Raw genomic sequence first — 14,116 nt, forward strand, 5'->3', positions numbered from 1 at the left:
GCTGCTCCGTCTCAACGTCGTTGGTTCGTACGGTGCCCACGACCCTGGGCGCACCGCCGCGCGGCGTGCCCGAGGTCCGCGGTCGCTGGCTCACCTGAGGAAGCTGAAGCTGAACGTGGCGGCCCACGTGCGGGGGCGTGTGCCAGGACGGCCAGACCTGCCTCCCTTGTATCGGCGACACGGACACCGTAATCATCCGACCAATTTTGGTCCAGTCGTCGCCGCCTACGAGGGGCACCCGGAACGACGGCGTGACACTCTGCCTCCCTTCGCTCGTGGACGCGGGTCGGGCGGTCTCAGTGCCGCAGGGGCGCCACGTCGTTCTGGGACGGGGCGGCATCGGCGAGCAGGGCCTCGACCCGGACCGCCGGGACGGAGGGCATGTGCTCGGCCGTCGCCAGCAGACGCTTGCCCGCCCGCTCCGGTCGGACGTTCGGGCTGTCGGGGGTCGGGCTGCCGGCCCGGTGTCCGGCCGCCGCGATCGCCGCCTCGTCGACCCGGATGCCCAGGCCCGGTGTGTCGCCGAGAAGGAACGCGCCGTCCTCGACGTGCAGGTCGAGGCCGATGCCCGCGGGCGGCCGCAGATCCTGTAGTTCGCTGACCAGGTGGTTCGGCACCGAGGTGGCGGCGTGCAGCAGCCCGACCGGGATGTTGCCGATCGGGCTGACCGGCAGGTCGTGGGCATGGGCCAGGGCCGCCACCCGCAGGAAGTGGGTGACACCCCAGACGGCGGCCGTCTGGACGATGTCGACCGCGCCCGCCCCGATCAGCGGGCGGTACTGCTCCAGCCCGGTGAGGTTCTCGCCGGTGGCGATCGACGCCCGGACGCCCCGGCCGACGGCGGCCAGACCCTCGGCGTCCCAACGGCGGACCGGCTCCTCGATCCAGATCAGATCGAGGGTGCGTTCCAGCTCGGCCACGTGCCGGACGGCCTGCTTACGCGACCACGCCTCGTTGACGTCGAGCATCAGACCGGGCCGCCGGCCGTGGCCCGCCTCGGTCAGCACCTCCCGCACCAGCGTGAGCCGGTGCCGGTCCCGCTCGATGTCGAGGCCGCCCTTGAGCTTCGCGGCACGCAGACCGTACCCGGCGTAGACCTCGTACTCCGCGACGAGCTCGTCGTCGGTCAGACCGATGTCGATGCCGGAGGCGTAGGCCGGGACGCGTCGGTCCCGCCCGCCGAGCAGCCGCCAGAGCGGCTCACCGGCGAGCTGCGCCTTGATGTCCCACAGGGCCGTGTCCAGCGCGCCGATCGTCCCGAACACCAGCCCGCCGTGACCGGCCTTGAAGGTGTGCCGGAGCATCCGGTCGTACAGACTGGTCACCGCGCGGGGATCCTCCCCCTCGATGGCCGGAAAGATCTTCTCGATCTCCACGTGGGGGCCCAGGCCGACGCCGCTGATCCCCGCGTCGGTCTCGACGATGGTGATCGGCACCGTGGTGACGCCGTCGGGGAACACGCCGTTGGCGTCGCCGACGGGTCGGCCCCACTCCTGGACCGTCGTCAGGGTTCGATACCCGGTGATGCGCATGTCAGCCTTTCGTGGAACCAGCGGCGACGCCGTCGGCGATCTGGCGCTGAAGGAACAGGTAGACCGCCAGGACGGGGATCGCCGCGATGAGCACCCCGGAGGCGAAGGTGGGAATGTCCTCGGAGTACTGCCCCCGCAGCGAGGTCACCCCGACCATGAGGGTCCGGTGGTCGGCCGACGGCATCAGCAGCAGCGAGATGAGCACGTCGTTCCAGCAGAACAGCGTGTTGAGGATGCCCACGGACAACAGCGCCGGAGCGCCCAGCGGCAGCATGATCCGCCGGTAGACGCCGTACACGGTGTTGCCGTCGATCCGGGCCGCGTCGATGATCTCCGCCGGGATGGTCCGGTAGTAGCTGGTCATCAGGAAAACCGTGAAGGGCAGGAACTGCGCGACGTACGCGAGGATCAGACCGGGGTACGTGTCGACCAGGCCGCTGTCCGCCATGACCCGGGCCAACGGCACCATGATCACCTGGAAGGGGATGAAGAGCGCCGCGAGGCAGCCGATGAACAGCGCCGTCGAGCCCCGGAAGCGCAGTTGGCTCAGCGCGAAGCCGGCCATCGACCCGAACAGCAGCAGCAGGAACACCGAGCAGCCCACCACCAGGATCGAGTTGGCGGTGTACCGGCCCATGCCAACGCTGGTCCACGCCGTGGTGATGTTCTCGAAGCGCAGCGAGTCCGCCAGCGAGAACCGGTCGAGAATGTACTCCCGGCGGGTCTTCATGGCGACGTTCGCCGTGAACAGCAGCGGGTAGATCGTCGCGACCGCGAGGAGCCCCATCGGGATCACGAGCAACCATCTGCCCAGTCGGACGCGGGACATCAGTCCTCCCTTCCCGCGCGTCGGAGCAGCTTGAGCTGCACCAGCCCGACGACGAGCATGATGACGAACAGGACGGTGGACGCCGCCGACGCGAGCGCCGGGCGGTTCATCCGCCCCTGCTGGATCCAGATGTAGTACTCGGGCAGGTACGTCGAGCCCTCCGGGCCGCCACTGGTCATGACGTAGAGCAGGCCGAACATGGACGTCAGCATCCCGATCATCGTGGTCACGAAGACGAACTGGATGGTGCGGGAGAGGCTGGGAATGATCACGTGCCAGATGACCTGGGCCAGTGACGCGCCGTCCACCCGTGCCGCGTCCAGCAGCGCGGCGTCCAGGGTCGCGAAGCCCGCGAGGAACACGACCAGGGCCATTCCGAAGGTCGCCCACACGTGCACGCCGACGACCGCGAACATGGCGACATCCGGATCACCGAGCCAGTCCACCGGCCCGATGCCCACCGAGGACAGGACAACGTTGACAGGACCGTCAAACGAGAGCAGCAAATTGAAGATCGCGCCGACGATGACCGGGGACAGCACGGCCGGGAAGAAGTAGACGCTGCGGTAGAACCGGTGTCCCGGCACGCGCAGGTAGATGAACGTGGCGAGCAGACCCGGGATAGCCACCGCCACCGGCAGGAGCAGCACCAGCAGCCCCACGTTGCGCAGCGCCTGCCGGAACAGCGGATCGTGGAGCAGGTCGACATAGTTGGCGAAACCGACCATCGCCCCGTCGCGGTCGCCGTCGCCGGTGAAGGAGAAGTTGACGCCGAGCGCCAGCGGCCACAGCCGCAGCAGGACGAGGATCAGGACGGCCGGGGCAACCAGCACGAAGGGCGCCAGTTGTTCGGCACGGCGGCCGCCGGCGGCGCGTCGAGGAACGGCGCGGTTGCGAGGCGGCGGTGCGGAGGGCGGGACCCCGTCGGTCCGCCCGGCCGAAGCCGAGCGGACCGACGGGAGCGACTTGCCGATCGTCACGAGGTCAGCCCGCCGTGTCCGAGGCGGCCATCTGCTTCACGACCTCGTCCACGCTGATCGAGCCGCTGAGCAACTGCTGCGAGAGGCGGCCCATCAGGTCGAGCGACTTCGAGGAGAGCGCCACGTGCACCGCCGGCTTGCCGGTCTTGAGCGCGCCGACGATCGTGGTGACGGCCGGCCCGGACTGCGACACGTCGATTGTCGTGTCGGCCGTGATCGCGCCGGCGTTGGCGTAGAACGCCTTCAGGGCGTCGGTGGAGGTCAGCGAGCGCACCAGGTCGGCGGCCACCTTCGGGTCCTTGGTCCACTTGGCGACCGCGTAACCGATACCACCGTCGTACGGCAGGCTCGGGGTGGCGCCGCTGGTCACCGTCGGGGCCATCATCACGCCGAGTTTCTCCGGCGTGACGAACTCGTTGAAGTCCTTCCAGTGCCCGATGTCCGACATCAGACCGATGATGTGGGCGGCCTTGGCCGACTGGAAGACGGCGAAGGCGTCGTTGAACATCGCGGTGGAGTTGGCCCCGTCGTTGTTCAGCTTCGCGGTGCCGGTCTCCTTCCACAGCTCGAAGATCCGCTTCACGTTCGGCGAGTTCCAGTCGCGCTTGCCGGCGATCCAGTTGTCGTACTCCTGCGGGGTCAGGACGCCCGACGCCATGGCCGACAGGAAGAACTGGATGCCGTAGCCCTCCTTGTTGCCCTGGGCAAAGCACTTGGCACCGGTCTGCTTGGTGATGACGCCGCAGTTGGCGATGAACTCCGGCCACGTCGTGGCCGGCTTCGCCGGGTCGAGGCCGGCCTTCTCGTAGAGCGCCTTGTTGTAGTAGATCGGGTGGCCCTGCAGCGTCACCGGAGCGGCGTAGGTCTTGCCACCCTTGGCGAACGCCTCCCAGCCGGCCAGCCGCTGCCGGTCCTCGCTCACGTACTCGTCGATCGGCTGGAGCGAGTCCACCCGGTCGCGGATCTGGCCGCCACCGTTGAACAGGATGACGTCCGGGCCCTTGCCCGACTGGATGGCCGCGCCCAGCAGGGTGTAGTACTCGTCGAACGGCTGGGCGACGAACTCGACCTCGACGTCCTTGTGCTTCTTGGCGAAGTCGGCCTTGGCCTTCTCCACGTACTGGGCGGAGCTGGCCTCGCCGGACTTCCAGTCCCAGACGACCAACTTCTTGTCCGAGCCTCCGGACGATGAACCCGAACCTGTCGCGCTTCCACAGCCAGTCAGGGCCAGCCCTGCAACGAGGACCGCGGACCACACTGCTCGTTGCTTCATCGTTGCTCACCTTCATATGGGGAGTGGCCGAGGGACCGGCCGTCGATGCAAGATTGACGAGAACGTAACTCGTATGACGTCTGACGTCAACGGTTGCCCGTACACTGGGGCGGACTCGTGGGCCCGCTCCCGCGGCTACGCGGAGGTGAACGTGACGACATCGAACCAGTCGACCGTCAACGGGGCGGCGGCACCGACCTGGGCCCGTCGCCCGACCAATCTGGCTCAGGCGATCACCGCCGAGCTGGTGACCCGGATCGTTCAGGAAGTCCACCCCTCGGGCACGCCGCTGCCCCCCGAGCCGGTGCTCTGCGAGACCTTCTCCGTGAGCCGGACGGTCATCCGGGAAGCGGTGAAGATCCTGCAGGAGAAGGGCCTCGTGCAGGTCCGTCAGGGCAGCGGAACGCTGGTCACCCCGCCCTCGGCGTGGGACATGCTCGACGAGCTCGTCCTCGCGGCGACCATCGCCGAGGACGACACCCTGGCGATCCTCGACGACCTGGTGGTCACCCGGCGGGTGCTGGAGTCCGACATGGCCAACGTGGCCGCCCGACTCGCCGGCGAGGAGACCGTCGACCGGCTGCGAGCCCTGGTGAACCGGATGGACGAGCTGGTGGACGACCACGTCACCTACCAGGAGCACGACCGCGCCTTTCACGACACGGTCATGCAGGCGTCGGGCAACCGCATCGCCCGGGGCGTCGTCCGGTCCCTGGAGAGCCAGGTCGTCAACACCGCGCGCTACATGGGCCAGCCGGAGCGGGCCATGTGCGTGGCATCGAACCAGGGGCACCGGCGCATCTACGAGCGCATCGCCGCCCACGACCCCGAGGGCGCCGCGCAGGCGATGTTCACGCACATCACCGAGGCGTGGCTCGTCCGGCGCAGGGGGCCGGGCAGCCCGACGCGGCTACAGCGCTGACGGCCCGGCGCCGCGGCGCTGACGACCCGGTCGCCGGGCGTTAGCGACCCCGGTCCGACCGGCCCGCGACGGCGGCGCGGAAATCCAGATTCGTCCATCGCTTGAGAATGTTAGCGATAACAGACTACCCTCGGGCCGCAGAGGCGAAGGGCACGCTTCACCGCTCCATTCGATCCGCCGAGGTCGATGGAGTCGCGCATGACCAACGCCCGCTGGTGGGTGTCCGGGCCTCCCTCAGGGACGTTGACCACCGCCGTCGACAACGGCGGGCCGCCGCGCGCGGGAGCCATGGTGGACACCCGATCCCTCCTGCCGCTCTCGCGGCACGGCCACCACCGAGGCCCCGAAGCGACCCGCGACGACACGCGGGACCCGCCAGCGAGAGCGGCGAACCGTGCCCCGCCCGTCGTGACCCACCCTGGAGGTACCGATGCACCCCGCACCGCCACCACTGACGAAGAACCGGCTCCGGCGCAGCGTCGCATTGCTCGTGAGCCTGCTGCTCATCTCGACGCTGGCGCCGGCCACGGCCGCCCACGCGGACAACCCCATCGTCCAGCACATCTACACCGCCGACCCTGCTCCCCTGGTGCACGACGGGCGGGTCTACCTCTACACCGGGCACGACGAGGACGGCTCCACGTACTTCACCATGAAGGACTGGCGGGTGTGGTCGTCGGCCGACATGGTCAACTGGACCGACCACGGCTCGCCCCTGAGCCTGAGCACCTTCAGCTGGGCGAGCGCCAACGCGTGGGCCGGCCAGGTCGTCGCCCGCAACGGCAAGTTCTACTGGTACGTGCCGGTGACCGCCCGGGCGACCAATTCAATGGCCATCGGCGTCGCGGTCTCCGACAGCCCCACCGGGCCGTTCCGGGACGCCATCGGCCGTCCGCTGGTGGGCAACGGCGAGATCGACCCCACCGTCTTCATCGACGACGACGGCCAGGCCTACCTGTACTGGGGCAACCCGAACCTGTGGTACGTCCGGCTGAACGCGGACATGATCTCCTACAGCGGCAGCGCCACCAAGATCCCGCTCACCACCGCCGGGTTCGGCACCCGGACGGGGAACACGAGCCGGCCGACCCTCTACGAAGAGGGCCCGTGGGTTTACAAGCGCAACGGCATCTACTACAACGTGTTCGCGGCGGAGTGCTGCTCCGAGTTCATCGGTTACTCGACCGCTACCGGCCCGACCGGCCCCTGGACCTACCGCGGGACGGTCATGCCCCGCCAGGGCGCGAGCTTCACCAACCACCCCGGCGTCATCGACTTCAACGGCGGCTCGTACTTCTTCTACCACAACGGAGCGTTGCCCGGCGGCAGCGGCTACACCCGCTCGGTGGCCGTGGAGAAGTTCACCTACAACACCAACGGCACCATCCCGACGATCAACATGACCACGACGGGCGCGCCCCAGATCGGCACCCTCAACCCGTACGTGCGGCAGGAGGCCGAGACCATCGCCTGGGGCTCCGGCATCGAGACCGAGCCGGCCAGCGAGGGCGGGATGAACGTCGGGTGGATCGAGAACGGGGACTACATCAAGGTCAAGGGCGTGGGCTTCGGTACGGGCGCGACGTCCTTCTCCGCCCGGGCCGCCTCGGCCACGTCCGGTGGCACGATCGAACTGCGCCTCGGTAGCCCCACCGGCACCCGGGTGGGCAGCTGCGCGGTGCCGGGCACCGGCGGGTGGCAGACCTGGCAGACCGTCTCCTGCCCGGTCAGCGGCGCCACCGGAACCCAGGACCTGTACCTGCGCTTCACCGGCGGCAGCGGCAACCTGTTCAACCTCAACTGGTGGCAGTTCCAGGCCGGCGGCACCATGACGCCCACCCCGACCCCCACCGCGACGCCGACGCCCACCCCGACGCCGACGCCCACTGCGACCCCCACCCCGACGCCCACTCCGACCCTCACCCCGACACCGACGGTCCCGGCTGGGCAGTCCTGCGCGGTGACCAACACCGTTGTCAACACGTGGCAGGGCGGATTCGAAGGACGGCTGACGGTCACCAACTCCGGGGCCTCGCCGCTCAACGGGTGGCGGGTCACCTTCACCCTCCCCAGTGGACAGACAGTGTCACAGGTCTGGAACGGCACCCTCACCCAGACGGGCAACCTGGTGACCGTCGCGAACGCCGCCTACAACGGGCAGCTCGCGCCGGCAACGTCCACCACCGCGGGCTACCTCAGCACGAGCGCCACCACCAGTCCTCCGACCATCACCCCGACCTGCTCGCCCGCCTAAGGGTCACCCCACCCCCAAGAACACCCCCACCCCGCCCCACCTCGCCCGCCGCCGACGTTGATCATGAAGTTGGTGCCCCTGATACGCCGATAGGGGAGCAACAACCTCCTGGTCGACGGGGTGGGGAGGGGGTGGGGTGGGGGTCCTCCTAGAAGTCGTCGTCGAAGGCCACCGCCCCGGTCACTCCCACCTGGTACGCCGACACCCGCCGCTCGAAGAAGTTGGACAGCTCCTGCACGTCCTGCAACTCCATGAAGGCGAACGGATTGGCGGACCCGTAGTGCGGGGCGATCCCGAGCTGGGTGAGACGGCGGTCGGCGACATGCTGGAGATACTCCCGCATGTCCGCGAGGGTGAGACCGGGCACGCCCTGGCCCACCAGGTCCTCGGCGAACTGGACCTCGCACTCGACGGCCTCGGTGAGCATCTGGCGAACCTGGTCGGCGAGATCGTCGTCGAACAGGTCTGGCTCCTCGGCGCGTACGGTGTCCACCACGTCGAACGCGAACGCCATGTGCATGGACTCGTCGCGAAAGACCCAGTTGGTGCCGGAGGCCAGGCCGTGCAGCAGGCCACGGGAGCGCAGGAAGTAGACGTACGCGAACGCGCCGTAGAAGAACAATCCCTCGATGCAGGCGGCGAAGCAGATGAGGTTGAGCAGGAACGCGCGCCTGTCGTCGGAGGTCCGCAGCTCCCGCAGCTCCCCCAACGAGTCGATCCAGCGGAAGCAGAACTCGGCCTTGCGGCGGATCGAGGGGATGTTCTCGATGGCGGCGAAGGCGGCGAACCGCTCGGTCTCGTCGGGCACGTACGTGTCGAGCAGGTTGAGGTAGAACTGGACGTGCACGGCCTCCTCGAACAGCTGCCGGGACAGGTAGAGGCGGCCCTCGGGGCTGTTGACGTGCTGGTAGAGGTTGAGCACCAGGTTGTTGGCGACGATCGTGTCGCCGGTGGCGAAGAACGCCACCAAGCGGCTGACCAGGTGCCGCTCGGCCGGCGACAGCTTGTCCAGGTCGGCGAGGTCGGCGTGCAGGTCGACCTCCTCGACCGTCCAGGTGTTGCGGATCGCGGCCCGGAACCGGTCGAAGAAGTGCGGGTAGCGCATCGGGCGGAGAGTGAGGTCCATCCCGGGGTCGAGCAGCATGTGCGTGGTCCTCGTGTCGGTGGTGGTGTCGGGAGCGGTCACTGGCACGCCTCGCACGACTCGGGGTTCTCCAGCGAGCAGGCGAGCGCCTCGGCGTCGACGGCGACGGCGAGGGGTGCGACGGCGATCGGTGCGACGGCGCTGACGGTGGCCTGCTGGATGCGGGTGGCCGGGCGCGAGCGTAGGTAGTAGGTGGTCTTCAGCCCGGTCTTCCAGGCGTACAGGTACATCGAGGAGAGCTTGCCGATGGTGGGCGAGGCAAGGAACAGGTTCAGCGACTGGGACTGGTCGATGAACGGCGCGCGGGCGGCCGCCAGGTCGATGAGCGCCCGCTGCGGCAGCTCCCACGCGGTGCGGAACAGCTCCCGCACGTCGGCCGGCAGCTCCGTGACGTCCTGCACCGACCCCTCCGCGCGCCGGATCGCCGAGCGGATCTGCTCGGTCCACAGGCCACGTGCCTTCAGCTCGCGGACCAGGGCCGTGTTGACCTGCAGGAACTCCCCGGACAGGGTCTCGCGCTTGAACAGGTTGGACACCTGCGGCTCGACGCACTCGTAACAGCCGGCGATCGAGGCGATGGTCGCGGTCGGCGCGACCGCCACCAGCAGGGAGTTGCGCAGCCCGTACGCCCCGACCCGCTGGCGCAGCGCGGCCCAGCGTGCGGTCTGCGTACCGTCGACACCCCACAGGTCGGGCTGGAGCTGGCCCCGCGCGGCCCGGGTCTGCGCGTACGCCGGATGCGCGCCGAAGTCGCGCGCCAGGTCGGCGGAGGTCTCCAGCGCGGTCAGGTACAGCTCCTCGCTGATCCGGGTGGACAGCTCCCGCGCGGCCGGCGAGTCGAACGGCAGCCGCAGCGCGAAGAACACGTCCTGCAGGCCCATCAGCCCGAGACCGACCGGCCGCCAACGGGGGTTGCTCGCCGCCGCCTGCGGTGTCGGGTAGTAGTTGATGTCGATGACCCGGTCGAGGAACGTTACAGCCGTCCGGACGGTGGCGCGTAGGCGCTCCCAGTCGATGCCGCCGTCGGTGACGTGGGCGGCGACGTTCACCGAGCCGAGGTTGCACACGGCGGTCTCGGCGTCGCTGGACACCTCGATGATCTCGGTGCACAGGTTGGACAGGTGCACCACGTTGCCCGGCTCGGCCGTCTGGTTGCACAGCCGGTTGGCCGCGTCCTTGAACGTCATCCAGCCGTTGCCGGTCTGGGCCAGGGTGCGCATCATCTTGCCGTACAGCTCCCGCGCCGGCAGTTGCCGCACGTAGCGGCCCTGCGCCTCGGCCGCCCGGTACGCGGCGTCGAACCGCTCACCCCACAGGTCGGGCAGCTCGGGCACCTCGTTCGGGTCGAACAGCGACCACACCTCGTCGGCCTCGACCCGGCGCATGAACTCGTCCGGGATCCAGTTGGCCAGGTTCAGGTTGTGCGTACGCCGGGCGTCCTCGCCGGTGTTGTCCCGCAGTTGCAGGAACTCCTCGATGTCCGGATGCCACGGCTCCAGGTAGACGCAGGCGGCGCCCTTGCGCCGGCCGCCCTGGTTGACCGCGGCGACGCTGGCGTCCAGGGTGCGCAGCCACGGCACGATCCCGTTGGACTGCCCGTTCGTGCCGCGGATCAGCGCGCCCCGGGAGCGGACCCGGGAGTACGCGATGCCGATGCCGCCGGCGAACTTGGACAGGTTGGCGACCTGGGCGTAGCGCTGGTAGATCGAGTCCAGCTCGTCGCGCGGCGAGTCGACGAGGTAGCACGAGGACATCTGGGTGTGCCGGGTGCCGGAGTTGAACAGCGTCGGTGAGCTGGGCAGGTAGGCCAGGCTGGACATGAGCCGGTAGAAGTCCACAGCCTCATCCGGCGTACGGGACAGACCGCAGGCCACCCGCAGCAGCCAGTACTGCGGGGTCTCCAGCACCAACCGGCTGGTGGGGTGGCGCAGCAGGTACCGGTCGTAGACCGTGCGCAGGCCGAAGTACTCGAATCGGCGGTCGCCGTCCGGGTCGATGGCGTGGTCGAGGGTCGCGGCGTGCGCGGCGACGAACGCGGCGGTGTCGTCACCGATCAGGCCCTCGGCGTGGCCGGCCCGGATCGCCGCGCTGAACGAGATGGCGCCCTGCCGGCGTACCTCCCGCTCGATGTGGCTGGCCAGCAGCCGGGCGGCGAGGCGCGAGTACTGCGGCTCCGTACCGATCATCTCGGCCGCGGTCTGGATGGTCAGCCGGTCCAGTTCGGCAGTCGTCGCGCCGTCGTACAGCCCGCTGATCGTGCGGGTCGCCACCCGCAGCGGGTCGACGTCGGGCAGGTCGTCGGCCCAGCGCTCGACAGTGGCGACGAGCATGCGCACGTCCGCCCGTTCGCTGCCGCCGTCGCGGGTTTGGACCTGCGGCGGCGTACGCCGGAGGGCCGTGTCGCCGCCGGCCGGGGTCACCTCGGTAACTGTCACCACTCACTCCTCGCGAGCTTGAGGACCTGAAGGCCCTCGGCGCGAGGAGGCAGACACCGGCGGACGCCACGCCGACGGGGCGCGGATCCGGAAGGCGTCGGCCGTCCCACGCGGCCTCGGACCACCGCCCACCCGGATGCGGGTACGCGGCGCGCTGGCAGGTCTTCGGACTCACGGGCACGACCGGGGTCTCCCGGTCACCTACCGGCCGTCGCTTCCCAGGCCAGATGGCGGCCCAGTGCTGATGACGGCTGTCGTTCCCACTCACCGCTGCGGGGCAGTCCCGGACTTCCACCGGGTTCCCTCTTGCCTCGGCCACCCTGGGTTGAGCGACCGAACCAGCTGCGGTCGACACCATATATAGGGGCGACCACGTTTGTCACACCCCACATGTCGGGGCCGGGCGTGTCGCGCTCATCCGTGATGGCCGTCGTCGATCCGCCAGCGCGCGCTGGCGAGGGAGCATCGGCGGCGTCGTGATCGGACCTCGCCGCCGGCTTGACCGAGGAGAACCGGCACCGATACGGTCGACCCACTATCTGCGGCGACGCGAGGGAAGCCGGTGAGAATCCGGCGCGGTCGCGCCACTGTGAGCGGTCCCCGACCCCGGGGGCCGCGAGCCAGGACGCTCGGTCGTCCGCAGCCTTGCGATGGGGACGCGTCATCCCCGAGGAGGTTCGTGCACGCATGTCCAGTTCCACGTCCAGCCAGCCGCTGGTGCACCCCGCTGCCCCGACCCGTCTCCTGTGGACGGTCCTGGCCACCGTCGCCGTGCTCACCCTGCTGGCCTATCTCGTCGCCTTCGACCAGGGCGCAGTCTCGCGCAGCGGGATGTACCTGCACGAGCTGATGCACGACGGCCGGCACCTGCTCGGTGTCCCGTGCCACTGACCGGCGCCGGCACCGCACCCACGTTCGTCACGGTTCTCCTGCGCGGGCTGCTCGCCGGCCTGGTGGCCGGCCTGCTCGCCGGAACGTTCGCCTACGTCGTCGGCGAACCTCACGTCGAGGCGGCCATCGCCATCGAGGAGGCGGCCGCACACGCTGAACCCACCACCGGTGGGCACCAGCACGACGAGGACGCTCTGGTCAGCAGAAACGGCCAGCGCGGGGGGCTGTTCCTGGCCACCGCCCTGTTCGGCGCCGCGATGGGCGGCCTGCTGGCCACCGCGTACGTCCTGCTGAGCCGGCGGCGACGCACGGTGGACGACGGGTGGTCCGGGCTGCTGCTGGCCGGCGGCGCGCTGCTCGGCGCGGTGATCGTGCCGTTCCTCAAGTACCCGCCGAACCCACCGGCGGTCGGCAACCCGGCCACCATCAACCAGCGCACGGTCACCTACCTGCTGCTGGTGGTCCTCGGCCTGGTGGCGGTCTGGTCCGGTTCGCTGGGCTACCGGTCGGTCGGCGAGCAGGCGCCGGTGTGGCTGCGCGCCGCCGCGGCGGTCGGCGGTTTCCTGCTGGTCACCGGCGTGGCCTACGTGGTGCTGCCGTCGTTCCAGGAGGTCCCGGGTGACTTCCCCGCCACGCTGCTGTGGAGCTTCCGGCTCGCCTCCCTCGGCACCCAGGTGGTGCTGTGGACCGGGATCGGCCTGCTCTTCGCCGCACTGATGCATCGGCGGCGCGCGGTCACCGACGTACGACTGGCCAGGTGAACGCCACCCGCCTGCGGCTGGTCGCCCACGGTCACACCGCCGCCCTGCGGCGGGCCCGGTTCGGCGGGGACGACGCACTGGACGAGGGTGGTCGCAGCGCCGCCCTCGCCCTGTCCCCCAGCCTGCTGGGCCGGCGGGCACCGGCGGGCGACACCGGCGCCTGCCTGTCCAGCCCAGCGACGGCGGCCGTCCAGACCGCGTATGCTCTCGGCCTCGTGCCCGCTGTGGAGACGACGCTGGCCGACTGCGACTACGGCGACTGGACCGGCCGGTCGCTGCAGGAGGTCGCCGGCGCGCAGCCCGAAGCGCTGCGCGAGTGGCTGTCCACCCCGGAAGCCGCGCCGCACGGGGGCGAATCCGTCACTGCCCTGCGCGAGCGCGTCGGCCGGTGGCTGGACGGACAGCGCGGCCTCGGCCGACGGGTCACGGCCGTCACCCACCCGCTCGTGATCCGGGTCGCGGTCGTGCACGCCCTGGGACTACCGCTGGTGACGTACCGGCAGTTGGATGTCGAGCCGTTGGCGATCGTCCGGCTCACCGACCACGGCCGACGGTGGCAGCTCCGGCTGAGCGCGCCCCCGGCGCCCGCGAGCCGGTGACGACTGTCGACCACGGCCCCTGTGGAGCTGCCCCAGATATGGGGCGGCATGGACGGACCCGTGCCCGGCCGGGATCGGATCGGTGGTCTCTGCCCGGCACTGGCATTGTCCGTCAGCACCGGCCTCGCCTGCGGATCGCGGGCGACGGCGGCGCGCATCCTCGCCGGCCGGCGGCGGGCGGCGGGGTCGCGGCGGGGCGGCGGGCGGCGGGGCAGTCGGCGGCGGGCGGCGGCATTGGCGTGCAGCGAACAGCGACGGGAGGTCAGTGACGTGCAGCGAACAGCGACGGGGCGTCTGTGCCGGGCGGCGGTGGGGTCGGGGCGGCCGGCAGGCGGATAGACCGGTAAGCGACATACCACAGAGGTATAAACATGACTCTGAGGTATGTGCCTCACGGGCGACACGTCCTCCCCGGCCGCGATGTTGGGCAGATGCTTCCGGGCGACCACGGCGCTGTCAATGGGTTGACCGCACGCAACCTGCCGACCGGGGCGTC

The 14,116-nt window shown here is 70.0% G+C and carries 11 protein-coding genes and 2 riboswitches; of the genes, 5 read left to right on the forward strand and 6 right to left on the reverse strand.

Annotation, left to right across the window (positions count from 1 at the left end):
• Positions 1-296: 296 nt before the first annotated feature.
• From OG505_RS12725 to OG505_RS12740, 4 genes are read right to left on the reverse strand one after another with little or no spacing between them, the layout of a single operon-like run.
• Entirely contained in the window at positions 297-1,532 is a 1,236-nt protein-coding gene (locus OG505_RS12725; RefSeq protein ID WP_405433395.1) for a mandelate racemase/muconate lactonizing enzyme family protein, read from the reverse strand.
• 1 nt (position 1,533) lies between these two features.
• Positions 1,534-2,361 (reverse strand): carbohydrate ABC transporter permease, encoded by an 828-nt coding sequence (locus tag OG505_RS12730; protein WP_405433396.1) that lies wholly within the window; start codon positions 2,359-2,361, stop codon positions 1,534-1,536.
• Positions 2,361-3,341, reverse strand: a complete 981-nt coding sequence (locus OG505_RS12735) for a carbohydrate ABC transporter permease (protein WP_405433397.1) — start codon at positions 3,339-3,341, stop codon at positions 2,361-2,363. Before OG505_RS12735 ends, OG505_RS12730 begins: the two co-directional genes overlap by 1 nt.
• A gap of 4 nt (positions 3,342-3,345) precedes the next feature.
• Entirely contained in the window at positions 3,346-4,506 is a 1,161-nt protein-coding gene (locus OG505_RS12740; RefSeq protein WP_405433399.1) for an ABC transporter substrate-binding protein, read from the reverse strand.
• Positions 4,507-4,765: 259 nt separating this feature from the next.
• Here OG505_RS12740 and OG505_RS12745 point away from each other — a divergent pair, with 259 nt between their 5' ends.
• Both OG505_RS12745 and OG505_RS12750 read left to right on the forward strand, forming a co-directional pair.
• Positions 4,766-5,536 (forward strand): FadR/GntR family transcriptional regulator, encoded by a 771-nt coding sequence (locus OG505_RS12745; protein WP_405433400.1) that lies wholly within the window; start codon positions 4,766-4,768, stop codon positions 5,534-5,536.
• Positions 5,537-5,966: 430 nt separating this feature from the next.
• The gene (locus tag OG505_RS12750; RefSeq protein ID WP_405433401.1) at positions 5,967-7,790 is read left to right on the forward strand and encodes a family 43 glycosylhydrolase; all 1,824 of its coding nucleotides are present in this window, start codon (positions 5,967-5,969) and stop codon (positions 7,788-7,790) included.
• Positions 7,791-7,938: 148 nt separating this feature from the next.
• On the opposite strand, the gene OG505_RS12755 is transcribed toward OG505_RS12750, so the two are convergent.
• Together OG505_RS12755 and OG505_RS12760 are read right to left on the reverse strand one after the other, a co-directional pair.
• Positions 7,939-8,934 (reverse strand): ribonucleotide-diphosphate reductase subunit beta, encoded by a 996-nt coding sequence (locus OG505_RS12755; protein ID WP_405434482.1) that lies wholly within the window; start codon positions 8,932-8,934, stop codon positions 7,939-7,941.
• Between the two features lie 38 nt (positions 8,935-8,972).
• Positions 8,973-11,369, reverse strand: a complete 2,397-nt coding sequence (locus OG505_RS12760; RefSeq protein ID WP_405433402.1) for a ribonucleoside-diphosphate reductase subunit alpha — start codon at positions 11,367-11,369, stop codon at positions 8,973-8,975.
• A 138-nt stretch (positions 11,370-11,507) separates the two neighbouring features.
• Positions 11,508-11,727: riboswitch (cobalamin riboswitch) on the reverse strand.
• A gap of 196 nt (positions 11,728-11,923) precedes the next feature.
• Positions 11,924-11,998: riboswitch (cobalamin riboswitch) on the forward strand.
• 58 nt (positions 11,999-12,056) lie between these two features.
• On the opposite strand from OG505_RS12760, the gene OG505_RS12765 reads away from it, so the two are divergent.
• The 3 genes from OG505_RS12765 to OG505_RS12775 are packed head-to-tail and all read left to right on the forward strand — an operon-like array spanning position 12,057 to position 13,620.
• Positions 12,057-12,260 carry a CbtB domain-containing protein gene (locus OG505_RS12765; protein ID WP_266241397.1) on the forward strand — a complete coding sequence of 68 codons (204 nt, stop codon included), beginning with the start codon at positions 12,057-12,059 and terminating at the stop codon, positions 12,258-12,260.
• Complete coding sequence (locus tag OG505_RS12770; RefSeq protein WP_405433403.1) at positions 12,251-13,021, forward strand: CbtA family protein; 771 nt, start codon at positions 12,251-12,253, stop codon at positions 13,019-13,021. The genes OG505_RS12765 and OG505_RS12770 overlap by 10 nt, the downstream gene beginning before the upstream one ends.
• Positions 13,018-13,620: a histidine phosphatase family protein gene (locus tag OG505_RS12775; protein WP_405433405.1), complete on the forward strand. Its 603-nt coding sequence runs from the start codon at positions 13,018-13,020 to the stop codon at positions 13,618-13,620. The genes OG505_RS12770 and OG505_RS12775 overlap by 4 nt, the downstream gene beginning before the upstream one ends.
• The last annotated feature ends 496 nt before the right edge of the window (positions 13,621-14,116 follow it).

Source organism: Micromonospora sp. NBC_00617 (genome assembly GCF_045161355.1).
In the GTDB taxonomy this organism is placed as follows: domain Bacteria; phylum Actinomycetota; class Actinomycetes; order Mycobacteriales; family Micromonosporaceae; genus Micromonospora.